At 58.6% G+C, this 23,880-nt stretch carries 23 protein-coding genes; 4 read left to right on the forward strand and 19 right to left on the reverse strand.

Annotated features, from left to right (window positions below):
• Positions 1-5: 5 nt before the first annotated feature.
• The 3 genes from msrB to chrA all read right to left on the reverse strand — a co-directional run bounded on the left by msrB (position 6) and on the right by chrA (position 2,384).
• A complete protein-coding gene (gene msrB, locus B2590_RS15955; RefSeq protein ID WP_286811135.1) occupies positions 6-434 on the reverse strand; it encodes a peptide-methionine (R)-S-oxide reductase MsrB in 429 nt (142 codons plus the stop codon).
• A gap of 10 nt (positions 435-444) precedes the next feature.
• A complete protein-coding gene (gene msrA, locus B2590_RS15960; protein WP_075194304.1) occupies positions 445-1,092 on the reverse strand; it encodes a peptide-methionine (S)-S-oxide reductase MsrA in 648 nt (215 codons plus the stop codon).
• A 98-nt stretch (positions 1,093-1,190) separates the two neighbouring features.
• Positions 1,191-2,384: a chromate efflux transporter gene (gene chrA / locus B2590_RS15965; protein ID WP_286811134.1), complete on the reverse strand. Its 1,194-nt coding sequence runs from the start codon at positions 2,382-2,384 to the stop codon at positions 1,191-1,193.
• A gap of 145 nt (positions 2,385-2,529) precedes the next feature.
• Between chrA and B2590_RS15970 the strand changes: the two genes are divergently transcribed.
• On the forward strand, positions 2,530-3,504 hold the full coding sequence (locus B2590_RS15970; RefSeq protein WP_136633744.1) for a metallophosphoesterase: 975 nt from the start codon (positions 2,530-2,532) through the stop codon (positions 3,502-3,504).
• A 9-nt stretch (positions 3,505-3,513) separates the two neighbouring features.
• Here B2590_RS15970 and B2590_RS15975 read toward each other — a convergent pair whose 3' ends face one another.
• The 5 genes from B2590_RS15975 to ercA are packed head-to-tail and all read right to left on the reverse strand — an operon-like array spanning position 3,514 to position 8,683.
• Complete coding sequence (locus B2590_RS15975) at positions 3,514-3,996, reverse strand: CDP-archaeol synthase (protein WP_075194301.1); 483 nt, start codon at positions 3,994-3,996, stop codon at positions 3,514-3,516.
• A 46-nt stretch (positions 3,997-4,042) separates the two neighbouring features.
• A complete protein-coding gene (locus B2590_RS15980) occupies positions 4,043-5,419 on the reverse strand; it encodes a class II fumarate hydratase (RefSeq protein WP_075194300.1) in 1,377 nt (458 codons plus the stop codon).
• A gap of 31 nt (positions 5,420-5,450) precedes the next feature.
• Entirely contained in the window at positions 5,451-5,735 is a 285-nt protein-coding gene (locus tag B2590_RS15985) for a hypothetical protein (RefSeq protein ID WP_036206012.1), read from the reverse strand.
• A 49-nt stretch (positions 5,736-5,784) separates the two neighbouring features.
• The gene (locus tag B2590_RS15990) at positions 5,785-7,536 is read right to left on the reverse strand and encodes a PAS domain-containing hybrid sensor histidine kinase/response regulator (RefSeq protein WP_286811133.1); all 1,752 of its coding nucleotides are present in this window, start codon (positions 7,534-7,536) and stop codon (positions 5,785-5,787) included.
• Complete coding sequence (gene ercA / locus B2590_RS15995) at positions 7,520-8,683, reverse strand: alcohol dehydrogenase-like regulatory protein ErcA (RefSeq protein ID WP_286811132.1); 1,164 nt, start codon at positions 8,681-8,683, stop codon at positions 7,520-7,522. Before ercA ends, B2590_RS15990 begins: the two co-directional genes overlap by 17 nt.
• Positions 8,684-8,883: 200 nt before the next feature.
• Between ercA and B2590_RS16000 the strand changes: the two genes are divergently transcribed.
• The 3 genes from B2590_RS16000 to B2590_RS16010 are packed head-to-tail and all read left to right on the forward strand — an operon-like array spanning position 8,884 to position 12,334.
• The gene (locus B2590_RS16000) at positions 8,884-10,317 is read left to right on the forward strand and encodes a response regulator (RefSeq protein WP_126811509.1); all 1,434 of its coding nucleotides are present in this window, start codon (positions 8,884-8,886) and stop codon (positions 10,315-10,317) included.
• On the forward strand, positions 10,314-10,961 hold the full coding sequence (locus tag B2590_RS16005; RefSeq protein ID WP_041336799.1) for a response regulator transcription factor: 648 nt from the start codon (positions 10,314-10,316) through the stop codon (positions 10,959-10,961). Before B2590_RS16000 ends, B2590_RS16005 begins: the two co-directional genes overlap by 4 nt.
• Positions 10,958-12,334 (forward strand): sensor histidine kinase, encoded by a 1,377-nt coding sequence (locus B2590_RS16010; protein ID WP_041335239.1) that lies wholly within the window; start codon positions 10,958-10,960, stop codon positions 12,332-12,334. Before B2590_RS16005 ends, B2590_RS16010 begins: the two co-directional genes overlap by 4 nt.
• Here B2590_RS16010 and B2590_RS16015 read toward each other — a convergent pair.
• The 11 genes from B2590_RS16015 to B2590_RS16065 form a co-directional block, all read right to left on the reverse strand.
• On the reverse strand, positions 12,324-13,445 hold the full coding sequence (locus B2590_RS16015) for an OprO/OprP family phosphate-selective porin (RefSeq protein WP_126811507.1): 1,122 nt from the start codon (positions 13,443-13,445) through the stop codon (positions 12,324-12,326). The two genes, B2590_RS16010 and B2590_RS16015, sit on opposite strands and share 11 nt — an antisense overlap.
• Positions 13,442-14,020, reverse strand: coding sequence for a DUF4956 domain-containing protein (locus tag B2590_RS16020; RefSeq protein ID WP_075194295.1), 579 nt, complete (start codon positions 14,018-14,020; stop codon positions 13,442-13,444). The genes B2590_RS16015 and B2590_RS16020 overlap by 4 nt, the downstream gene beginning before the upstream one ends.
• Positions 13,981-14,802 carry a polyphosphate polymerase domain-containing protein gene (locus B2590_RS16025; RefSeq protein WP_126811506.1) on the reverse strand — a complete coding sequence of 274 codons (822 nt, stop codon included), beginning with the start codon at positions 14,800-14,802 and terminating at the stop codon, positions 13,981-13,983. Before B2590_RS16025 ends, B2590_RS16020 begins: the two co-directional genes overlap by 40 nt.
• Positions 14,802-16,574, reverse strand: coding sequence for a CotH kinase family protein (locus B2590_RS16030; protein ID WP_286811131.1), 1,773 nt, complete (start codon positions 16,572-16,574; stop codon positions 14,802-14,804). The genes B2590_RS16025 and B2590_RS16030 overlap by 1 nt, the downstream gene beginning before the upstream one ends.
• A 125-nt stretch (positions 16,575-16,699) precedes the next feature.
• Entirely contained in the window at positions 16,700-18,409 is a 1,710-nt protein-coding gene (locus B2590_RS16035) for a S9 family peptidase (protein ID WP_286811146.1), read from the reverse strand.
• 142 nt (positions 18,410-18,551) lie between these two features.
• Entirely contained in the window at positions 18,552-19,706 is a 1,155-nt protein-coding gene (pqqE, locus tag B2590_RS16040; protein ID WP_178380751.1) for a pyrroloquinoline quinone biosynthesis protein PqqE, read from the reverse strand.
• The gene (pqqD, locus tag B2590_RS16045; RefSeq protein ID WP_075194481.1) at positions 19,703-19,966 is read right to left on the reverse strand and encodes a pyrroloquinoline quinone biosynthesis peptide chaperone PqqD; all 264 of its coding nucleotides are present in this window, start codon (positions 19,964-19,966) and stop codon (positions 19,703-19,705) included. The genes pqqE and pqqD overlap by 4 nt, the downstream gene beginning before the upstream one ends.
• A gap of 11 nt (positions 19,967-19,977) precedes the next feature.
• Positions 19,978-20,709, reverse strand: coding sequence for a pyrroloquinoline-quinone synthase PqqC (gene pqqC, locus B2590_RS16050; RefSeq protein WP_206512162.1), 732 nt, complete (start codon positions 20,707-20,709; stop codon positions 19,978-19,980).
• 20 nt (positions 20,710-20,729) lie between these two features.
• The gene (pqqB, locus tag B2590_RS16055) at positions 20,730-21,659 is read right to left on the reverse strand and encodes a pyrroloquinoline quinone biosynthesis protein PqqB (protein ID WP_126811502.1); all 930 of its coding nucleotides are present in this window, start codon (positions 21,657-21,659) and stop codon (positions 20,730-20,732) included.
• 52 nt (positions 21,660-21,711) lie between these two features.
• Positions 21,712-21,783 (reverse strand): pyrroloquinoline quinone precursor peptide PqqA, encoded by a 72-nt coding sequence (pqqA, locus tag B2590_RS16060; protein WP_007153157.1) that lies wholly within the window; start codon positions 21,781-21,783, stop codon positions 21,712-21,714.
• A 364-nt stretch (positions 21,784-22,147) separates the two neighbouring features.
• On the reverse strand, positions 22,148-23,668 hold the full coding sequence (locus tag B2590_RS16065; RefSeq protein WP_075194290.1) for an aldehyde dehydrogenase family protein: 1,521 nt from the start codon (positions 23,666-23,668) through the stop codon (positions 22,148-22,150).
• Positions 23,669-23,880 lie beyond the last annotated feature (212 nt).

A 23,880-nucleotide genomic window follows, 5' to 3' on the forward strand; every position in this document is an offset into this window, starting at 1 on the left:
GCCGGTCAGGTCTGGTTCTCCCTGAACACCATCGCCACTGAATTCAGGCAGTAACGCTGGCCGGTTGGCGGCGGGCCATCCGGAAACACGTGCCCAAGGTGGCTGTCACAACGCGGGCAACGGATCTCCGTGCGAGCCATGCCCATGCTGTTGTCTTCAATGTAACGGATGTGGTCGGTGTCAAAAGGCTGGAAAAAGCTCGGCCAACCGGTACCGGAATCGAACTTGGAATCGGAACTGAACAGCGGCAACTCGCACAACCGGCAGTAATAGGCACCTGCGTTCTTGTTGTCCAGCAAGGTGCCGCAAAATGGCCGCTCGGTGCCATGATCCAGCAACACGCGGCGCTCCTCGTCCGTCAGGCCCGCGGCCTTTTCGTCCACTTGTTGTGGTGTCAGCGGGGTCAGGTCATAACCTGCAGCAGAAACGCTCATAGCAGCCTCCTCAGGCAATGTTGTTGTCGGTGTAACCGGGCTTGAGCTGGTCACCGAACGTGTCCACAAGCTTTTCAATCTTTGGTGCCGCAACAGCCGTGATGTAGGGCTGGTATGGATTCCGTGCGGCAAAATTCTGGTGATAGTCTTCCGCCGGATAAAAAGCCTCCAACGGCTCCAGGGTTGTCACCAGAGGATTATCATAAACGCCCGCCGAGTTCAGTTGGCGAATGTAGGCTTCCGCCACCTGTTTCTGTTCGTCATTCTCGTAAAAAACGGCGGAACGGTACTGGGTACCACGGTCGTTTCCCTGCCGGTTAAGCTGGGTTGGGTCGTGGGCCACCGAGAAAAACACCTTCAGGATATCCCCGAAGCTGACGGTCTGCGGGTCGTAATGAACATCGACCACTTCGGCGTGGCCGGTCTGGCCGCCGCACACCGCCTCATAGTTGGCGGTTTCCGCTGTGCCCCCGGCATAGCCGGATTCCACCCGGCTGACACCGTTCACCGCCAGAAAAACGGCTTCCACACACCAGAAACAGCCACCCCCAAGCACAACCCTTTGCTCGCGGTTATCGCCGGTTGGCAAATCGCTTTCAGGCTCCGGAAAGCGGCTTTTCGGTACGTTCAAGCCCGGAATCGTGCAGGATGTGGACATAATCAGCCTCTGCTTCTGGATTATTACCGTTCATTTAGTTTCCCAATGTCCAAGTGTGGCCTCCCTGGTTGGTTTTAGCTACCCCCACTTTGGGGGCATCAGAAAACCAGCAAGCCCACCAGCGCACTGCCGGGTGCCAGTATCCAGACCGGTACTTTCCATATCGACAGGGAAACCCAGGCCAGCAGGACAAACGCAACGCTCCCTGCATTGTGTACGGCAGAGGTCCACACCGGATCATACAGCGCCGCCAGCAGAAGCCCGACAACGCCGGCATTCACCCCAGCCAGGGCCGCCCGTGCAACCGAATGGCTGCGAATGTATGACCACAGGGGTAGACCGGCAAATACCAGCAGGGTTCCCGGCAGAAAAACAGCGACCACAGCCACGGCAGCACCGGTCCACCCACTCTCGACACCGCCCAAAAACGCTGAGAAAGTGAAGAGTGGTCCGGGCATGGCCTGTGCGACGCCGTAACCGGCCAGGAAGGTATCCGCCGACAGGTGTCCGGGCGCCACAAACCCCTCCTGCAGCCAGGGCAACACCACATGACCACCCCCGAACACCAGGGCACCCGCGCGATAGAGCTCAGACCAGATCCAGGCCAGGGAGCCGGTAGCCAGGGGAACGAATGCCATCAACAGCAGCACTGAAAATGCCACCAGGAATATCATAGGCCGCTGGGTCTGAACCGGTATGGTCAATGACTCTTCCACACGCTTTTGCGGCAGTTGCATTGCAGCACCTACAGCACCGGCTGCGAGCAGGACAAGTATCTGCATCCAGGCTGCGCCCGCCATCAACAGAACAACCGCGACCACCACGGCAATCGAAAGGCGCGGAGCATCCGGGCACAGGGTTTTGCCCATCTGCCAAACCGCCTGGGCAACCACGGCGACCACAAATAGCTTAAGGCCGGTTATCCAGCCACCCTGCCCGGCATCCGGCCAGAGGCCAAGGCCGAGTGCAAACAGCGTCATCAACAATGCCGACGGCAGGGTAAAGCCAAGCCAGGCCGCTGCTGCGCCTCGATAGCCGCGCTGAAGGAACCCCAGGGTCAATCCCACCTGGCTGGAAGCAGGGCCGGGTAACAGCTGGCACAGTGCCACCACCTCGCCATAGGCCGCGTCCGACAACCAACGCCGGCGCTTTACGAATTCGTCATGGAAGAATCCCAGATGGGCCGCCGGACCACCGAAAGACGTCAGGCCCAAACGCAGAAATAATAGAAAAATGTGCCAGGCTGGCAGGGCCCCGGCATACGTCTCCCTGGTGAAGCTATCCTTGGTCATGGAACACTCTGATCGTGGCAACGTGTGTTAAGAAAGATGAACATTATGACGCTTCGGTTGCATCACTCCCAGTCCAGACCATAATGAAGGGACGGGTTGACCGGATCGTGACAGGTAACGTTTCCAACAACCAACAGGACCAGCAATGACCGCCCGGGCCCATACACCAGACAATCAGGATGACCTCCTGGAGTATCGCCTGAGCCTCCGCCTTGGCCCGGTACACGCGCGCCAGCGCCTGGGCATTGAGCGGGAAGCGGAAGCTCGTGTATTCGGCCCGGACCGCCATTCGTTCCACCTGGAAAACATCACCTCCGCTCCACGCTTCATCAGTGTTTGCCTGAAACTGGCCGGTTTGTTCCGGCGGGGACAGCACAACAGCCGCCGGCTGGACACCGCCCACAACCAGTTCCACATCCCTGGCCTGCCTCAGGCCTTCGAAGGCTTCCGCATACTGCACCTTACCGACCTTCACGTGGATATGGATGAAGCCAACCTGCAGGCCGTCATCCGTCAAATCGAGCCCCTCGAGTACGATGTGTGTGTGCTCACCGGGGACTACCGGCGCCTCACCTGGGGCCCGATTGATGGTGCCATGGATGGCATGGCCAGGCTGCGGGACGCTATTCGCGGCAAAGCCTACGCTGTACTGGGCAATCACGACAGCGTACGCATGGTTCCTGGCCTTGAGGACATGGGCTATCACCTGCTGATGAATGAACATGCCGTACTGCAGCGTGGCGAGGACAAACTCTATGTGGCAGGTGTGGACGATGCCCATTTCTACAAGGTACACAACCTACACCGAGCAGGAGACGAGATCCCCCCGGGTGGCATCAGCGTATTACTGAGCCACACGCCGGAGATCTGGCGCGAGGCTGCCCATGCGGGCTACGACATCTTCCTATGCGGCCATACCCACGGTGGCCAAATCTGCCTGCCCGGTGGCATCCCCGTGACCCTGGATTCCGATTGCCCCAGAGAACTCGGCCGCGGCTACTGGCGCCGCAACGGCATGCAGGGGTATACCTCACCAGGCGCGGGCACATCGGTGGTCAACGTACGGCTGAATTGCCCACCAGAGGTAACAATACACACCCTGACAAGGGGCCCCGGCTAAAGCTTGAGCTCAGTGCGGCTGATGGCGTATACCCAGGCGGTACAGTACGGGCGACAGCAGGATATTCGACAGCGTAAACAGCACCACGACAACCGCCACAATAAACCAGCCCAGGTCCAGCCAAAGCCATGCCAGAAGCATCGGCAGCAAGGCTTCGGGGATCTGGTCGAGCCCTGAGGCCCGGGCACTGGAGGCGAGCCCGGCACGACGCTTGATGAAACTGCTGATGATATCGCCAGCCAACCCCAGTAACCCGAACGCCAGGCCGAATATGACACCTATCCCGGTGATCCACGCAAACAGGCAACACGCTAGCGCACCGGATACGATACCGCGCCAGGTTTTGCTGCGCCCCAACACCGGCCGCCCGTCCCGCCATAGCCTGTCACCATCAACAGGCGCCGACCAGCGCCGGCCAAACAGCCGGGCGGCCAGAACCGGTACGCCATTTGCCAGCACCAGCATCACGAAGAGCTCGATAGAAATCAGCAATCGGCTCAGTCTCCGTCAGGGCCGCCCTTTCGGCGGTTACTTACTATCAGGCAAGCCCGCCTTTGGTCAGCTTCAGCGGGTCCATCAGTTCCTCCAGCCGGTTGCGATCCAGGCCACTGCGCTCTTCCGCCACGTCAATCACCGGTCGTCCGGTCTGGTAGGCTTCCTTGGCAATATCAGACGCCAGGCTATAACCAATTTCGGGGTTGAGTGCGGTAACCAGTACCGGGTTCTTGCCGACTGCGGCGTCCAGATGATCGGTATTCACCGTGAAATCCCGAATCGCCTTATCTCCGAGCATGGTTGAGGCGTTGGTCAGCAGTTCGATCATGTCCAATAGATTGGCACCAACCAGCGGTAACATCACATTCAACTGGAAGTTACCCGACTGCCCTGCCATCGCAACGGTGCTGTCCAGCCCCATGACCTGGGCCCCGACCATGGCCACCGACTCGGGAATCACCGGGTTGACCTTACCTGGCATGATGCTGCTGCCAGGCTGCAACGCCGGCAGGCTGATTTCCGCCAGACCGTGAATCGGCCCACTATTCATCCAGCGCAGGTCGTTGGCGATCTTGGTCAGTACGATGGCCAGCCCCCGCAACTGGGACGACAGAGCTACGGGCGCATCGATAGCACTCTGCCCCACGAATTTATGCTCCAGGGAGCGGAAGTGGTAACCCGTATTGGAGGTGAGGAACTTAACGAACTGCCCAGGAAACTCTTCCAGCGCATTCACCCCGGTTCCCACGGCCGTGCCACCCTGGGGCACCGCCAGCAGATCATCGGCGGCCGCCTCAAGCCGTCTTTCCGCGGCGAGCAATTGCTCCCGCCAGGTTCTCAGCTCCTGGCCCAGGGTGACCGGCATGGCGTCCATCAGGTGAGTACGGCCGGTCTTGACCTGATTCGCGAACAACGCCTCACGCTCATAGATCACCCCACACAGGTGGGTCAACGCGGGAATCAGACGCTCGTATATACCCGCCACGGCACTGACATGGATGGCGGTCGGGATCACGTCGTTGGAGCTCTGGCTCATGTTGACGTGATCGTTGGGGTGAATCTCAACATCCTCCTGCGCCGCCAGGGCGGCGATGACCTCGTTCACATTCATGTTAGTGCTGGTGCCAGACCCGGTCTGATAACGATCAATGGGGAACTGGTCAGCGAATTCACCGTTTACCAGGCGGTCACCGGCCGCAACAATCGCGTCCCGCAGATCGTTATCCAGTAAACCGAGGCTGGCGTTGGCATCGGCGGCGGCCTGCTTCACTCTTACCACTGCCGCAATGAACGCCGGTGGCATTGGCTGGCCGCTTACCGGAAAATTTTCGATAGCCCTCTGGGTCTGTGCGCCCCAAAGAGCGTCTTCAGGAACGCGTACTTCGCCCAGGCTGTCTTTTTCAGTCCTGAAATTCGTCATGACATCCTCCTCTGTTCACAGGCATTGGGGCTCACCCGTTTGGCGGTGACTTCAGTCTGACATGGTCGCAAATGCCGGTAACCTGATCAAAATTCAGGATCAGGGTATGAACCGTATTGGTATAGGTGTCGTGAAGGTGAAACTTGAAGCGATGTTGCTTCTCCCCCTGAAGGAAACCGTCATACTCCCGCACCAGCTCGCGCACGTCTCCTCCCTCGTCCCTCGACCAGGTGGCGTTGAAGGGCCCGAGGACGGCACCGCCAGACAGGCAAACAGTCACTTCGTGATTGGTAAGGGCGTTTTCCGGAACGGACATGGCACACTCTCCTGACAAAACGAACATTGACAGAATAAAGTGTAGACCGTCATTGCGATTCTGAGTTCAGGGATGTGGCAAGACTGGATACCAACGCCCGAAGGCGGTTGGGCTTGACCGGCTTGTTGAGCACAGGCAGATACTGTGCACTGATGAGCCGGCGCGTTTCATCGCTGCGATCAGCGGTAATGATGGCGGCCGGTATATCACGACCAAAGTGACGCCGAACCGCGTACACCGCCTGACAACCCGTCAGGTTCTCATCCAGGTGGAAATCGGCGAGGATGATATCAGTGCCACTGCAATGCGCCACGGCATCCGCCGCGCTGCCTGCTGTGGCAACTATACAACCCCAGCGTTCCAGCAGGGCCCGCATACTTTCCTGTACTGGCTCTTCGTTGTCGATCACCAGAACACGCAGCCCGTCGAAGAACGCGGGCGCAATCGCTAAAGGCTCCGATTTCTGGCCGCTGGCGGACGCTTCTGTGAAGCGGGCCAGGGGAATGAGAACACTAAAGCAGGAACCCTTGCCATGACGTGAATCCACACGGATGTCGCAGGCCAATACCCTCGCCATTCGCTCAACGATCGCCAATCCCAGGCCCACCCCCTGGCGGCCACCGCCCTTGGGCAGTATCTGATGAAACTCCCGGAAGATATCCTCCAGCTTTTCCTGCTCGATACCCACGCCCGTATCCCACACCCCGATTTCCAGGTTGGGACCACGCTTGCGGGCCGCAAACAGCACGCCACCTTCACGGGTGTAGCGAAACGCGTTGCTCAACAGGTTACGGAGGATCCGTGTCAGCATTCGCGGGTCAGTACGCACGTAACCTGCGCCTGAGCGTACCCGGAAGTGCAGTTCCGCGTTCTCAGCCACCGGTTCGAATTCCTGGGCGAGTCCCCGCATCAGTTCGCCAATGTCGGCATGGACAAAGTCCGGTCGCATGGCCTTCTGGTCCAGTTTGGATATATCCAGAAGATCCGCCAGCAGATCCTCGGCACTTTCCAAAGACCGCTGCACACGCTGAACAAGTCGATTCTCGTCCGCAGGCAGATCGCTGTCCATCAGGGCGGACACCAGTAACCTGGCCGCATTCAGGGGTTGCAGTAAATCATGACTGGCCGCCGCGAGGTACTTGTCTTTGCTCTCACTGGCCTCCTTGGCGGCCTCTACAGCCACCACCAACTCCCGCTCCACCCGTTCGCGCTGCTCGATCTGGTAACGTAGCACCACGTTGGCGTTCTGCAGCTCTTCGGTGCGCTCCTCCACACGGCGTTCCAGATCCGCGTTGAGCTGGCGCAACTTTTCTCGCGCCTGGTGGCGCTCGGTGATATCGGCGACAAAGGCCTCCACCACTTCCGGACCGAGGTCTGGCCGCCGCAACAACGTGATTGCCACCTGCACTGGCGTATTGTCCGCGCGTCTGAGCCGGGTTTCCCTTGCACTGAGGCTGCCGTTGTCCAGCAACTCCTGCCGGATGGCATCAAACTCACCAGAACTGCAGAATAGCTGTTCGCGCAAGCGGATAACCCCGGCCACCAAGGCCTCGGCGCTGTCGTAGCCGCAAATCCGCGCCATGGCCGGATTGACGGCCACAAAGCCACCGCGGAGATTGGCCTGGAAGATGCCATGAAGGGCGTTTTCAAAAAGCCATTTGTAGCGGTTGCGCTCGTTTTCCAGTTCATCGATCCGTTGCTGCAGTGCCGGGTAGTAATTCTTGCGTACCGACTGGCTGCCAAGGCCGAGCAGATCGCCGATGTCGTAGTCAGCGTCGTTGGAATCAGAGGGCTTCTTCATAAACAACTTCGACGTCACGGCGTGAGGACTTGCGGGGATTGGTCAGGATGCATGGGTCCTGCAGCGCGAAGCCCGACAGGTAAGGGATGTCAGATGTGGTCACGCCCAGTTTGCCAAGTTTGGCCTCCAGCCCCACGGCCTGTTTCAACGTGATGATTCGCCCCATCAGGCGCTGTTTGATCACCGGTTTCGACATGCCGCGGGTGTCGATATCCATGGCCTCCGCCACCCGCCGGAATCGATCCTCGGCCGAGGTGTAGTTGTAGGCCACAACGTGTTCCAGCAGCAAGGCGTTGCAAAGTCCGTGGGGCAAATCAAGGTACCCGCCCAGACTATGGGACATGGCATGCACCGCCCCCAGGATGGCATTGGAAAACGCCAGGCCGGCCTGCATGGACGCCAGCATGATCTGCTCTCGAAGGTGCACATTGGCGGTGTTCAGTACCAGCGGCTCCAGATGGCGGTTGATCAGCCGGATGGCTTCCAGGGCGTTGGTGTCCGTCAGCGGCCCGCTACCAGTGGAGACATAGGCTTCAATGGCGTGCACCATGGCGTCCACCCCGGTACAGGCCGTCAGGTAGGCGTCCATGGTTTCCGTCACTTCCGGGTCGATCAGCGACACATCCGGCACCACCGCCTTGCTAATGATGGAGAACTTGAAGCGCCGGCTGGGGTCGGAAATGATCGCGAACTGGGAGACATCGGCGGATGTCCCCGCCGTGGTGGGAATCAGGATCATCGGGGGCGAGGGCGAAGTAATGGTGTCCACACCCTCAAAATCAAGAATGTTCCGGCCATGGGCACTGACAATGCCGATACCCTTGGCGCAGTCCATGGGGCTGCCGCCGCCGATGGCGACAATCACGTCACATTGGCTGGACTTATACAATTCAGCCCCGGCCATGACTTCGTCCACTTTCGGATTGGCTGAGACGCCGGTAAATACCGTGACACGGAGACCCGCTGCCACCAGGATATCCATGATTTCCGCAACCCAGCCGGCTTTCTCCACGCCAGGGTCAGATACCAGGAACACATGTCGAGCACCAAAGTTACTGGCGAAGTTGGCTACTGCCTTGCGTGAGCCGGCACCAAAGATGATCTCGGGGGACACAAACTTGCGCAGGGAGGAAATGTCGTAGCTCATGTAAGGTCTCGCCATTTTGTCGTTGTTATTATGTCTCACCCGGAGTTTAACCCAACCCGGGTGCCTTCTCATCTGGTTCCTCATCCTGAGACCTGTGCCGGGATTTTCGGCACCCAAACAGCGTAGGATGTTCCTACATTCGGGTCGATACCCGATTGGTATTATCGCTCGGCCAACCTGTCTCCAAGGATCCAGCTCACATGTCCGCTGATCAACCACATCGGGTACTTCTCAGGTACGACCGGGAAGACGATCGGGATGCTTTTCTCCAGGATTTTGCCGGGGCATTTTCAATTGACAGCTACTCCTCTGACCAAGAGGCCCTGGCCGCCATTGCACGGGGCCGATCCCTGCCCGACGCGCTCGTATTCATCACCACCGACACCGATCAGTTGCTGACGTCTTCTCTACTTCAGCAGGTCAGCGATGGTGGCTGCTGCTTGCGAATCGTCATTGGCGGCCAGTTTTCCCTCGATCAGATCATTCACTTGCTGGAGAATAGGGTTGTCGACCGCTGCTACGCCAAGCCTTGGGACATCAACCTCGTACGCACCGACCTGTTTGCAGCCACCATGTCGGTACAGGATAACGCCGGGCCCACTCCCGTCGAGAGCGGACACCCCAAGCCGCTGGTACTGATCGTTGACGACGAACAATCGGCGACCAAGTACCTGAGCAAACAGCTGATGCGGATGCAGGACCGCTTCGAAACCCGCTGCGCCGCCAGCGCTCAGCAGGCTTTGGAGACTCTCCATCAGGAAGGTCACCGGACTGCAGTCCTGATGACAGATCAGCGCATGCCAGGCATGAAAGGACTGCAGTTGATCAACGAGATGCGACAGTCCTATCCCCATATTACTCGCATCCTCACATCGGCCTACGGGGAACTGGACGTTGCGCTGGGCGCGGTTAACCAGGGGCGAATCTTCCGTTATCAGAAGAAGCCGTGGCATGCCGCATCCCTGCTCCCGGTGCTGGACGACGCTATTGCTCAGCACCACGCATCGCGCCAGAAATCGGAGCAGTGGCAATTTGCACTTGCTGAGCGTTTCGAGGGCGTTCGCGAACGGCGAAAAGCCGCTCTTCTCAGGGCTCTGACCGAATCGCCATCAGTTCCCTGGGCGTCACGGGACGTGATACAGAATTTCCTGAGGGATATGGACGCCATCAGCACCTTGCCTCCCGGCGCCTCCCACTTTCGTGACCATAGCCCTGAGGCTCTGGATAACGCTCTGGTCCGCGGGCTACGCGCCGAACTGACTCGGTATTTGGAGATACCGTTAACCGACGCCGTTCCCAGCAACGGTACCCTGCCCGACGCCATTCAGTCAGCGCTGGATGTGCTGTTGAGCGCGTCCGGAATGAGCCGTGACCACCTCATAAGTGAGCAGGATGAGGACGTCACGACCCTTCGGCTGGAAGCCGGAAAGAACCTCCACCTATACAGTCATGTCCTTTCGCCAATGGCGCGTGTTTCCAGCCAATTACTGAAGCAACAGGGCGCCTTGCTTGCGCTCTACATCATGGCCCAACAACAGGGCGGCCAAGTTCTCCTTCAGGGAGGCCAACAACGCTTCACCCTTGAGCTGTCGTTGCCTCTGCGCGCGCCCTCGGGCGGGAGCCGGCAGCCGTGACAAAAGATGATATCCGGCTGTACGTCACCATCGACAAGCGCCTGTACCGGGACGCCATCCTCTATCAGCTGCTTCTCGAAGAGAACATTGATCTGGTGGGCGAGTCCGCAACCGGTGTCGATACATTGGAGCAGTTGCCGACCGTCAGGCCTACCGTGCTGATCATTGAGGAAGCCCTGCAGGACAACGATGGCCTGACCATCGCCGAAGTGGCCCTTTCCAATCACCCCGCGCTGTCTGTGCTACTGCTGGTCGAGCGACCGGTCTCTCCAGCCCGCCTGGCGATCTATCTGGAGTCAGGCATCAAAACGGTTGTGGCCAAGACTCAGTCAGTACAGGAACTCATTCGATCCCTGCACTACATTCGCAACGGGCAAGTGTATGTGGACGCGGACTCGTGCCAGGCACCCGCTACCACAACATCACCAGATCTGGAGGCGTTTCACGCGCTATCTGCCCGTGAACGGGAAGTGGCACGCCTCATGGCGGATCGGGTCGCGTTCAAGACCATTGCGGATCGACTCGGGGTTTCCTATAAAACAGTGCACTCCTACAAGGACCGAATATTCATCAAGATGGGCTTTGAACGGCAACCGGATCTGATGCTGTTCATGAAACGCTTCAGGAACAATCTCGACTCATGAAAATACTCGACGGCCTGAAACAGGTTCAGCAACTTACTCCGCGCAAGCAACGACAGTTCGAGCGTTTCTACAGCGCCCAATCCCGGTTCCGTTTCCTGCCGGTCTTTGCGGACGTCTCGCTGCTAATCACACTGATCGGAACCCTTGCGCACATGATGACGCTGGCCACACAGCTTGGCCCTGCCAACGTTCCGAGCGGACTGTTTGTCTACACCACGATTCTCTCCTGTCTCATTGTGGCCCACCGATTCAAGGCCGTGCGTTTTCGCACGCCACTGATCATGTATCTGGTTTTCCTGAACATGGCCCTGTTCAGCTATCTTGCCTTTATCAAAACCGGTGGAGATCTCACACCGACGATCGGGCTCTACTTCTTCATCAGCTTCCTCGGCATCGTGACACTGTCGCCACGGCATACCCTGATCATGATCGCCATCAATCTGGCGTTTCTCTACGCCGCTACCTGGGCCGCGGTACCCGCAGCGGATGTGGCAACCAAGCTACAGGAAGTGTTGTTGAACTGGCTGGTTCTGATGTGCCTGGTCATTTCACCGTTGTTAGCCGTTTTTTTTCGTCGCTTCGTGCGAAACATCCTGGCGCTGCAGTTCCTGTTGCGCGACAGAAACCGGATGTTGAGCCGCACTCTGCGAACGCTTCAGGTGACTGAGGAAAACCTGATCCAGCAACAGAAGCATCAGGCCCTCAGTCACATGGCCAAGGGCCTGCTCCATGAAATCATGAATCCGGTCAACTGCTCCGTGCAGGCGCTGCAGTACGCAAAGGATATCAACGAAGACCCCGAACTGGGCGAAGCGATCGACGATGCCGCGGCGCATCAGAAACGCATTGCCGACATCGTCTCGGACCTTATCGATTTCTCTGTCCCTCATCCGGAGCACGCCAAAGAACTGGCAAACCTCACGGGGCTTATCAATGCCGCCACGCGCTTCACCAAACACAAACTGCGCGGCATTGACCTGGAGATCGACGTACCGGAAACCCTAACAGTACCTTGCTACCCTTCGGCGCTGACTCAGGTGTTCGTGAATCTGTTTCTCAATGCTGCCTCGGCGCTTCAGAGCCAACTGGATCGTCAGCCCGCCATCATTCATGTGTCGACGACTCGCGATGCCCGGACCCTTGATATCACACTGGCCGATAATGGCTGCGGCATTCCCGAGGAGGAGATACGTCGCCTGACGGATCCTTTCTATTCGACCAGTGACACACCGGAAAACCTCGGGCTGGGCCTTAGCATTTGCCAGACCATCCTGCGCCACCACGGTGGGACACTGTCGATTAGCAGTGCGCTGGGGCAATGGACGCGGGTGACACTGGCGCTGCCCCTGGAGGCCGATCGCGTCAGAACCTGAGCTGGGCACGCACGGTGACCGCATCCCCATCGGGGTTTGCCATCAAAGCATTGCCGCTGATGGTCGGAATCAGGTAATTCACCCTCAGCAGAACCGATTTACGCCAATAATAGTTGATCCCCAGCATCGCTATGGAGGCTTCGGCGCCCACATCCCGCTGCCTGAGATCCACCCCGCTCCAGCGCGCCACCAGTTCGACGGCACCCAGATGGCTGAGCGGGTCAATGCGGTCAAACTCGCCTCGGCTATACCCCCGGTGTTCGCCCGTGAGCAGGTAGCCCAGCTGGGCATAACCGCCAGTGAATTGCCATTCGTCGCCCCCAACCTGCCTGACACGCTGGGTCATCGCCTCCGATGTGACGGTGACTGAATCGCGACTCCAGGCAAACTCGCCACCCAACAGTGCCAGGTCATCCGCGTCAAAACGCGGGCTTCGGATCACATTGTCGGCGCTGTAGACCTCCCCATGATCGCGTATCTGGAACCGTTCGCCGCGCATGTCACGCCAGGATCCGGCCAGGCCCAGATGGATTGTCTGATGTTCAGTGTGAAGCGGGGCAAAGGTCACGCGGCCCGTTACCGCCCTGGGAGCCTGGGAATCGCCACTTTCCCGAAATACGCCCAGTGCCCAGGTGGCCTTTTTACCGGCCCGGTTTACCATCACGCCTTCGGAGCGCCCCGGCGCAAAGGCGCTGGTCGCCAGGGAGCGTTCGTTGGTCATCAGGCTGGAATAGCCACTGGTACGTTCAAAACCAAAAGGCTCTTTCATCCGACCCACCTGGACGCCACCCCAGCCAAAGCCATCGTATCGCAACCAGACGTCATCGAATTCCAGTACCTGCTCATCACCGTCGTACTGATAGTCACCATCAAGCTCGAAGGACCAGTGTTTGCCATAGGCAAGTTCAAGTCCGAGCCTGAATTTCCGCAGTACCGTGTTCGTGGTCGAGTCAACGCCATCTTCGTCATGGAAAGCGCCATAATGGTCCACACCGCCCACCACGTAGCCGCCGATGTCGGCCTCAAAATCAGTGGTGTCTGCATGCACCTGCAGGGAAAAGCAGGCCGTCAGCCACATCACCAGCATTGCCCAGCGCAGATCGCCCATCATGATCCCTGCTCCATGCGGTAATGCATCCTTAGCTGCGCTGTATCCCGCAGAAAGCTTACGGAAACCACATCCACCCGATTCACATCCAGGCCAGTCCGAGATCGCAGGTCGGCAATCAGTTCGTCCTGACGGTCGGTGTGAATCAGGTCAATTTTTTCGTACTCGATGTCCTTCTCGCCGCACAATGGCAACATCATCCGGGTTTCCAGCAACAAGGCGATGGCGATCACCAGGCCATTCAGGCACGCCAACACCCAATGCTCCACGTTCCCGACGGCCGCCAACAGCGCCATGGCGATCACCAGAAACAGATAGGTCATTTCCTTGATACCCAATGCTTCGGTGCGGTATCGCAACATCGAGAACACCGCGAACAACCCAAAGGCGAAACCCATGGACACGGTCACCGAATTCAGTAACGCCGTGACCAGGAACACACCCACGCCAAACAGGATGAACGAGGCGGCGTTTTCACGATGGTGGGAAAATGCGTAGTAACAACGGATCAGGATGAAAACCGAGATCAGGTTAATGATCAGGCGGATAAAGAAATGGACATCAACTGCAGATTCCATGATGACTCCTTGAAGTAGCGGTATTCTCTCGGGGCCCTGAGCGCATCAAGCTTCGACAACACTGGCTTGAAGCGGTTGGCCTTGATCCGGCCCCGGCACAGCAGCGCCGTGCCGATGCAGTATTTGCTGAAGCTGACGGGCCTGTGGCCCATCCTTTTCAGGATGTCCAGAACGGGTGAACGCCGCTGATGGCGCAACGATTTGACCTCCACCAACACAACGCCCGGCAACCCGATCCGCTGGTGTTCCCCGCTATGCTCGAAGCAGATATCCGTATCCACGGTAACCCGCTCGTGACCGGTTCTGCTGAGCAGCGTGATGCGATGGTAGTGAACAAAAAGAGCCGGCAGCATCCGTGTCGCCGGCAGGCCCAGTTGCTCTTGAAGGAAGTGGTGCAGGGTTCGTGCGTCTGGCTCCGCCCCGGTCAATACCATTCTCTGTTTGGAGGTGCGCAGTTTGTTGGTCTTGACCTTGACCTCCAGAAAACGCTCACCGGTGGCCCGGTAGTGGCGAGTGCGGACCTTTACGCGGTTCAGTTTGCCATTGTGGTGATCGAGGTAGAGCTGCCGGCCGGGCGTATCGAAATAGAGCGTGTCGTATGCCATTCCCCGACACCCGTTCATCTCCAGCACCGTGTACTCTGCCGTCAGCTCTGCCAGACACTGGTTCAGTTCGGCAGCGTCGATCAGATACTTGGTATCCACCCGATCCATCAACGCTGACGAGCTCTGATCCGCCAGTGAGTGGGATTCAAATGCGTTCAGGCTGAAACAACTGGCCATTATTCAGTACCCGGCAGGTATTCCATGGTCATGTCGATGTCCATATCCACATCGCCGGCGTTTGCGCCGCTGCCTACGCTGTTGAGGGTGATGGTGCCGGTCGCCCCCAGCGCCAGTGACACCACGTCGCCAGGTACGGATTCATCCACTTCAAAGAGCAACGCATTGGTGGCAAAGCCATGGAGCTTATGGGTTCCGGGTATGTAATCGGTGTCTTCGATAAATACCTGCAACACATAAGGCTTGAAGCCCTGGGCGGCGTCGACACCAATCAGCAGCAAACTGTGCACGGCGGGAGCCAGCTCGGTGTCAACGGAGTACACCAGGCTGTCTACTTCAAAGGCAGCGAACGTCAGGCTCGCGCTGACCTGTCGACCATCCGGCAAGGTGAAACTGAATACTCCGGAGTCTGTGCCGGATACCGCTGAAACACTGGCGGTCAGATTGGTGGTGGCTGGCTCGGAGCAGTCCGGCTGGGTATCCTCCAGCAAGGTCACCGCCTCTTCCGGCTCGTTTCCGGCGATGGCGCTGAGCAACACCTCCCGTTGCGATCGCTCATACCCGTCGTCTCCGGGCATGCCGGTGCCAAGCAGGAAGCTTTCAACACTTTCAACGTCGGCCTCCGTGGTCCCAGTCAACGCCATCACCCGCTCGATCTCCAGCTGCATCGCTTCTTCGTCCCAGTGGTTGGCCAACAGGTCTTCCAGCGCGTCCAGGTATTGCTGGCGGTATTCCGGCATCCCATAAAGCCGCTCCGCCAGACGGAAGTTACGGTACAGAGGCGCGGAGCCAGGCTTCAGGGGATGGGTTCCACGAAAGGCGGTATCGGCACCCCAGGGGATGAAGTGGAACAGCCCATCGTCCGGAGAATGGTAGAGGTAAAAGTTATTGGCGTTGCCGCTCGCCGAATCCCACGCTCCCAGCAAGGTTTCCATGGCCCAGAAACGGATGAACTCATCCACATCCAGCAATTGGGGCAACACGTCCATCATCGCCTCATCATCCAGCGCCATGGCGTCCGCAACGGCTTGCAGATCAGAGCGGTTGTTGGCGTCTTCGTTGGTCTTGGTCTCGAACCGGCGGATCAGATAGTTGCCGAAATCGGCCTGCTGCGCCTCATACAGATTGCCCGAGTCATCGCCAAACGTGCGCCGCAAAAAGGGCTTCCGGATAGGTTCAACATGGGCAAAAACCCCCAGGTCCTCGCCATTGACGGTCACCTGGGCGTAGTTGCATAACGGCGCTGCGATACCGATATCCCGGAACCGGTCGTAAGCCAGGCATTGACGAACATTGGAGGGATCCTGACGATTGTTGTTCAGGGTCATACGGGACACGTTCTGGTAAGTACGCCCTTCCTGCAGGTCGTTAAAATCCAGTTTCAGGGAAGGCAGGTCCGGGCTGAGGGACCCGATAAAGCCTTTTTTCCGCACGTTCACGTTGCCCATGGTATCGCCGTCGATGGTGACGATGGCAGGCAACTCGCTGTACTCGAACTCGGGCAGGCATTCGCGGGAGGTGTCAGCCAACGTTCGCGCCTCGGCTTTCAATGTTCGCCAGTTGCTGGCAGACATGGTGATGTCCACGTCGAGCAGGCGCTCCGGGTCAAAAATATCGCCATCGCCGCCGATGTTGACCGGCTCTACCGGTGCGTCAAAATCCGACGGGCTGGATTCGCTGCTGCTCCCACCGCCACCGCAGCCGGTCAATACCGCCAGAGCGCCCAGCAGAACGACTGCCTTTCCCGGAAATCCATCAGTCCCTATTTTCATTGTTTTATCCCCACATCAGGCCGAATTGGCCGGTTTCTTGTCTGATGGAAGAGTATTGTCGGGGGGACTGAAAACTGTATGTAAGACTGTCTTACAGCGAAACAGGAAAGCGGACAGGCGTCACATTACTGATCGGTCGACTGCCTGCGATAAAACCGAAGCAATCGTTCCAGCATATCGGCAACGTTGTTCTGTTTGCGAAATCCATGACCCTCGTCAGGGTACACATACACCTCCGGAGAGCCACCATTGCGACGCAGCGCATTGACGATGGCAGTGGTCTGCTGCGGGACCACCACCCGATCCTGCGCACCCTGGAAAAAGATCATCGGTCGCCAGAGGCGATCTGCCTGATCCAGTGGCGACCTCTGCTGCCAATTGTCGGGACAGTCGTCGGGAGATCCCAACAACCAATCCAGATAACCGGATTCAAATCGATGCGTCATCGCTCGCAGCCGCCGGGGATCACTGACACCGAACTGGCTGGCGCCCGCCGCAAACACGTCAGTTTGGACCATGGCCAGCAATGCGGTATACCCGCCCGAACTGCGGCCCTGGATGAAAAGCCTGGCGGGATCAACGGCTTTGTTGGCGACCAGCCAGCGAGCAGCACGTTCCATATCCGCCACGTCTACTTGTCCCCAGCTGCCCGCCAACGCCATGCGAAAGGCCCGGCCGAAGCCCGAACTGCCGCGGTAATTCACCTCAGCCACAGCAAAGCCCTGGTGACACCAGAACTGAGTCTGTAGGTTGAGCACCGGATACGCCGTGGAGGTCGGGCCGCCATGGGCAATCAGGATGATTGGTACCGACTTACCATCAGACGCGGATGGCACTGGCGGGTAGAAAAAACCGCTGATGGGATCGCCACCACCGACCGATGTCGGAACGCTAAAGAGTTCCGGCTGAGACAGCGTCATTTCAGGAAAGGGCTCTTCGCCACCAGACAGCGGCTCGGCATGTCCGGTTGCCCAATCGACCGACAACACTGTGTCGAGCCGGGTGGACGAGCGGGCAATACACAGCACCCTCTGGCCTTGCACAACCAGGCATCGAAAGTCGACGTACTCCCTTGCGATCCGCACGCCTGTTTCTTCATTCCCTGAACACAACCACAACTGCCCGACTCCAGCCTGGTACCGCACACGTACCCAGCCACCGTCGGGAAGGCATTGGTGGTGACGCTCGCCCAGTTGCCAGGGGGCGCTGGCATGATCCTCCCGCGTGCCATCCAGCAAGTGCCATTGCCCACTGGACGCCAGTCGCCACGGTTGCCACCACCCCTCATGATCCGACAACACAATCACGTCGTCGCCATCAAATATCGGCTGCTGCACACTGCCTTTTGAAGGCGAGGGCCAGCGTCGCGCTTGGGTCAGTGAGCCGTCCCGCTGAATCGATGCTGTCCAGAGTACGGAGGCAACCCAGGGCATGTCCGGTAGTGACCAGCTCACCCAGGCCAGGTGCCGCCCGTCGGCCGATACCGCCGGGGCGCTGTAAAAGTCTTCCGACTCGTGGAGTATGCAGTTCGCTGATTCACTGTCCGTTAGGGCAATACCCATCAGTTGCTGGCGGCCGTTCGCCTCACGCACTGCCAACACCCGGTGATGCGCCGCGTCCCAGGAGAGTCCGCCATAGCAGGCATCGTCGTCAGTGAGTGGAGAGCACGCCCCTGTGGCCGTATCAATGTGATAAACCTGCTGCCCGGACGCCTCGACGGCGAATACGCTTTCGGGCCCGGCACACAGCGCACCACCTCCATAACCGTTAACCTGGCTGCGAGCGCTGAAGCTGCGAGAGAGCAAAGGAATCCCGACACCCGCCTCCAAGGTCATTATCACATTGCCACCACTGACCGGGTCGGACTCCAGCCAGAATTCACCGGTCGCAGATGCCGCTAGCTCTGTACGCTGTAAAAGCGCCGACGAGGCCTGTTCTGACGTCAGCTTTGTCGTTGCATCTGGCTCACGGGGCGCATCAGCCCCTGAAGAACAACCGGGAGTTGTTGGCGTTGCGATAGGTCAGCTCCTCCAACCCGGCGGTGGCATGGTCCGCCGCTTGGCGGGCGGCGAGGATGCGGTCATGATGGGGTGATTTACTGCAAACCGGGTCGGCGTTGTCGGCATTACCGGTCAGCAGGTAGGCCTGGCATCGGCAGCCGCCGAAATCCTTTCCTTTTTCGTCGCAGGACCGGCACGGCTCCGGCATCCAGCTGTCACCCCGGTAATGGTTGAAACCCGGGCTGTCATACCAGATGGAGTGTAGCGAGGAATCCCGTACATTGGGAAACTCAATGGGTAACAGGCGGGCGCTGTGGCAGGGCAAGGCGGTGCCGTCCGGCGCCACGGTGAGGAACAGGCTGCCCCACCCGTTCATGCAGGCCTTTGGCCGCTCCTCGTAATAGTCCGGGGTGACAAAGATCAACCTCATCGCCGAGCCGTCATCTGCCAGACGTTTGCGATAGATGTTTACTTCGGCCTCAGCCTTTTCCAGCTGTGCCTTGGAGGGCATCAACCCCTCACGGTTTTCGAACGCCCAGCCGTAGTATTGGCAGGTGGCCAACTCCACGTAATCCGCACCCAATCGCTCACACAAACTGATGATATCGTTCATCTGGTGGATATTGTGCCGATGGATCACAAAGTTGAGCACCATGGGGTAACCCGCTTCTTTTACCGCACGGGCCATCGCCAGCTTCTGCTCGAAAGCCTTGCGTGAGCCGGCCACGGCGTTGTTCAGTTCCGGGTCTGAGGCCTGGAAACTGACCTGGATATGGTCCAGCCCGGCGTCGCGGAAGGCGTTCACCTTGGCCTCGGTGAGCCCCAGGCCGGAGGTTATCAAATTGGTGTAATAGCCCAGCTGCCTGGCTTCTGCAATCAGCTCCGGAAGGTCCTGACGCACCAGCGGTTCGCCGCCGGAAAAGCCCAGTTGGGCTGCTCCCATCTCACGGCCCTGGCGCAGCACCCTGACCCACTCTTCGGTGCTTAATTCCTGCTGGGTCTGCGCGAAATCCAGTGGATTGGAACAGTAAGGGCACTGCAGTGGACAGCGGTAGGTCAATTCCGCCAGCAGCCATAGGGGCGGACCAATACCAGGGCGATCGCCCGTCGGCATGGTGTCGTGCTGACTCATGGAAACAGTATCCAATGCTGCTGTTCGGCGTCCTTGAGGAAATCACTGACATCGTTTGCCAGGGATCCCGCATCGGGGAACTGCTGTTCCAGGATAGCGACAATATCGGCCACCGTGCGCTGGCCATCCACTTCCTTCAGCACCGCCCCGGCGCTGTCGTTCAACCGCACCATACCTTCGGGATACAACAGCACATGGGCGTTCTGGGCCGGCTCCCACTGGAAGCGGAAACCCGGGCGAAGTCGCGGTGTGCGCTCCATGGGCGTGGCCACTACACCCCCCGGTGCCAGACTGGCTGGTTGGTTACGGTGTGGTACGGCGGCGTGCGGTGCTGATAAGCCATAGTCAGGGCATCCAACATAGACCATAAGATATCCAGTTTGAATTGAAGGATTTCCAGGGCACGGGCCTGCTGTGCCGCGGAGGTAAAGTGATCCAGGGTAATCGTCAAACCATGCTCCACGTCACGTCGCGCTTCCGACAGCCGCTTGCGAAAATAGGCATAACCATCGGTCTGGATCCAGGGATAATGCAGGGGCCAGCTATCGAGCCGGGACTGGTGAATCTCGGGTGCAAACAGCTCCGTCAGGGAGGAACAGGCCGCTTCCTGCCAGGTCGCCCGTCGGGCAAAGTTCAGGTACGCGTCTACCGCAAACCGCACACCCGGCAGCACGTGGCGCTGGTCGAGGACCTCGTCCCGGGTTAGCCCTACGGCTTCCGCCAGACTCAGCCAGGCCTCGATACCGCCTTCGTCGTCACTGTGCCCATCATGATCCAGTACTCTTTGGAGCCACAACCGGCGCACTGAGGCATCCGGGCAGTTGGCCATGATCGCTGCGTCCTTGCGGGGAATGTTGATCTGATAGTAGTACCGGTTAGCGACCCAGCCACGAATCTGCTCGGGAGTACAATCACCGCCATACATGGCTTTATGGTACGGATGGTGGATGTGGTAGTACTGGCCCTTTGCCCGCAGGGCCTGCTCGAAATCCCCGCGATTCATGACAGGTGTAGCGAGTGCGTTCACGAGGGCACCTCCATATCCAGATGCATGCCGTCAAACGACACCTCAATGCCGTGCCTGGCCAGCACGGCCCGTTCCGGGGAGTCTTCGTTGAGAATGGGGTTGGTGTTATTGATATGGATAAGGATTTTCCGGCGTGCTGGCATGGTATCCAGCACATCGATCATGCCCCCGGGGCCGCTCTGGGCAAGATGCCCCATTTCCTGACCGGTACGGGTACCCACCTCGCAGCGCAACATTTCATCGTCGTGCCAAACGGTACCATCCACCAGCAGCGTGTCGGCTTTGCGCATCCACTGCAGAATCTGCTCATCGGGCTGCCCGAGCCCCGGGGCGTACATGACGGTTTCACCACTGCGGGTGTCTTCTATGAAAAGCCCAATGTTGTCTCCCGGGTGGGGATTATTCCTGCGCGGCGAATACGGCGGCGCATTACTGAGTAACGGAATGGCCGTCAACCGCAACGCCGGGGCGCAGGGAATGGAAAAAGACTGTTGATCGGTACAGGGTACTTCATGCCACTGGGGGCCACCGCTCCAGTGGGTGAGCATGCGAAACAGTGGAAAGCCGCTGCTCAGATCTTCATGCACCTGGGCGGTACACCACACGTCCAGGGGCAACCCCTCGCGCAACATCAGCAAACCGGTGGTGTGATCCACCTGGCTGTCGCACAGCAACACCGCGTTAATTCCGGTATCCCGAAGCGCACGCGCCGGCTGCATGGCATCAAAGCTTGCCAGTTGAGCACGAATGTCAGGAGAGGCGTTGCAGAGAATCCAGTGCACGCCGTCTTCGCTGATGGCAATGGAGGACTGGGTACGTGCGCTGGCGTTCAGGGTCCCTTTGCGGAATCCATCACAGTTGGCGCAATTGCAGTTCCACTGGGGAAACCCTCCGCCGGCGGCGGAACCGAGGATACGAATCTGCATGACAGAAACTCCAGAAGCAAAATGGCCAGCGCACGAGGCTGGCCATTACTTCTCAGCGGTTGGCGAAGTACATGGTGACTTCGAAGCCGATCCGCAGGTCTTCATAGGCTGGTTTGGTCCACATAACGCTTACCTCTTGTGATGATTGTTGTGGCATTGAGGATCCGTTAACCGGTTGCCCGGTAACTCACTCTCAATCCTACCCAGTCCCCGAAAAGGCCAATATGGTACTTTGGCACTGATTTCCGCTCGATCCAGGCCGCGAAACTCATCCTTTCGACCCATTCCGGTGAGCACCGGCTCAGACACAAAAAAAGGCCCTGGGAAGGACCTAAAACTGGCAGGAAGACCCATCCATCCCCACCAGTCAACTACAACCCGGTAGAGATGCGCCCCGGTCAGACACCGGGAAGGAATGTGCACATCCATGTGCTGACTCGCCACCGGGCCTGTGTGGGAGGGCCCGGGCACAACAGTCATTGGCGGACTTAGAAGAAGCCCAGCGGGTTGATGTCGTAGCTGACCAGCAGGTTCTTGGTCTGCTGGTAATGATCCAGCGCCATCTTGTGGTTCTCGCGGCCAACACCGGACTTCTTGTAACCACCGAAGGCAGCGTGCGCTGGGTACTGGTGATAACAGTTGGTCCATACGCGGCCTGCCTGGATGGCGCGGCCCATGCGATAGGCACGGTTGATGTCGCGGGTCCAGAGGCCGGCACCCAGACCGAACTCAGTGTCGTTGGCGATGGCCAGGGCTTCTTCCTCGTCCTTGAAGGTGGTTACACCCACCACCGGACCAAAGATTTCCTCCTGGAACACACGCATGTTGTTCTTGCCTTTGAACAGCGTGGGCTGAACGTAGAAGCCATTGTTATAGGCATCGTCCATTTCCTCACGGCCACCGCCGGTCAGCACTTCCGCGCCTTCCTGCTTGCCGATGTCGAGGTAAGACATGATCTTGTCGAACTGCTCCTTGCTGGCCTGAGCGCCGACCTGCACATCGGTATCGAGCGGGTTGCCACGCTTGATGGACTTCGTGCGTTCAACAACCTTGGCCATGAACTCCTCGTACATGTCTTCCTGTACCAGCGCACGGGACGGACAGGTACAGACCTCACCCTGGTTGAAGAACGCCAGCACCAAGCCTTCCACACACTTGTCGATAAACTCCGGCTCAGCCTGCATTACGTCTGAGAAGTAGATGTTCGGAGACTTGCCGCCCAACTCTACAGTAGAGGGGATGATGTTCTCGGCCGCGCATTTGAGAATGTGAGAGCCCACCGGTGTGGAGCCGGTGAAGGCAATCTTGGCAATACGCTTACTGGTGGCCAGGGCCTGGCCCGCTTCAATGCCGTAGCCGTTGACGATGTTAACCACGCCCGGGGGTAACAGGTCACCAATCAGGTCCATCAGGATCAGGATGCTGGCTGGCGTCTGCTCGGCTGGCTTCATCACCGTACAGTTGCCGGCTGCCAGACAAGGCGCCAGTTTCCACACAGCCATCAGCAGTGGGAAGTTCCAGGGAATGATCTGGCCAACCACTCCCAGTGGCTCATGGTAATGATAGGCCACAGTGTTGTTGTCGATGGCGCTGGACGTGTCTTCCTGGGCGCGGATACAACCGGCAAAGTAACGGAAGTGGTCAACCGCCAAAGGAATGTCGGCGTTCAACGTCTCGCGAACGGCTTTGCCGTTATCCCAGGTTTCGGCGACCGACAGCATTTCAACATTCTGCTCGATACGGTCAGCAATTCTCAGCAGGATATTGGAACGCTCAGTGGTCGAAGTTTTTCCCCACGCTGGCGCGGCCTTGTGGGCGGCATCCAGAGCCAGGTCAATATCTTCGGCCGAGGAGCGGGGGATCTCACAGATGACATCGCCGGTCACCGGCGTGATGTTTTCAAAGTACTGACCCTTGACCGGGGCGACCCACTCGCCGCCGATGTAGTTCTCGTAACGGGGTTTGAAGGAGACGACGGAGCCTTCCTTACCAGGTTGTGCGTAGATCATGGTCTCGACCTCTTGTTGTGTTTGTCGCAGGACAACGCGGCCTTGCGCGTTTACCTATTCAATGTAGACCCTCAAACCGGTTAGGTGAATGATTCGATAGAGGGGAAAAACTCATCCCTTGGTAGTAGATAAGCGGGGACTACGACAATCTAGCGCTTGCGCAGACAAAAAGGGCTGCCTTCCGGCAGCCCCCAGATTGCTGACAAACCCTC

The sequence above is a fragment of the Marinobacter sp. UBA3604 genome (genome assembly GCF_002375325.1).
GTDB lineage: Bacteria > Pseudomonadota > Gammaproteobacteria > Pseudomonadales > Oleiphilaceae > Marinobacter > Marinobacter salarius.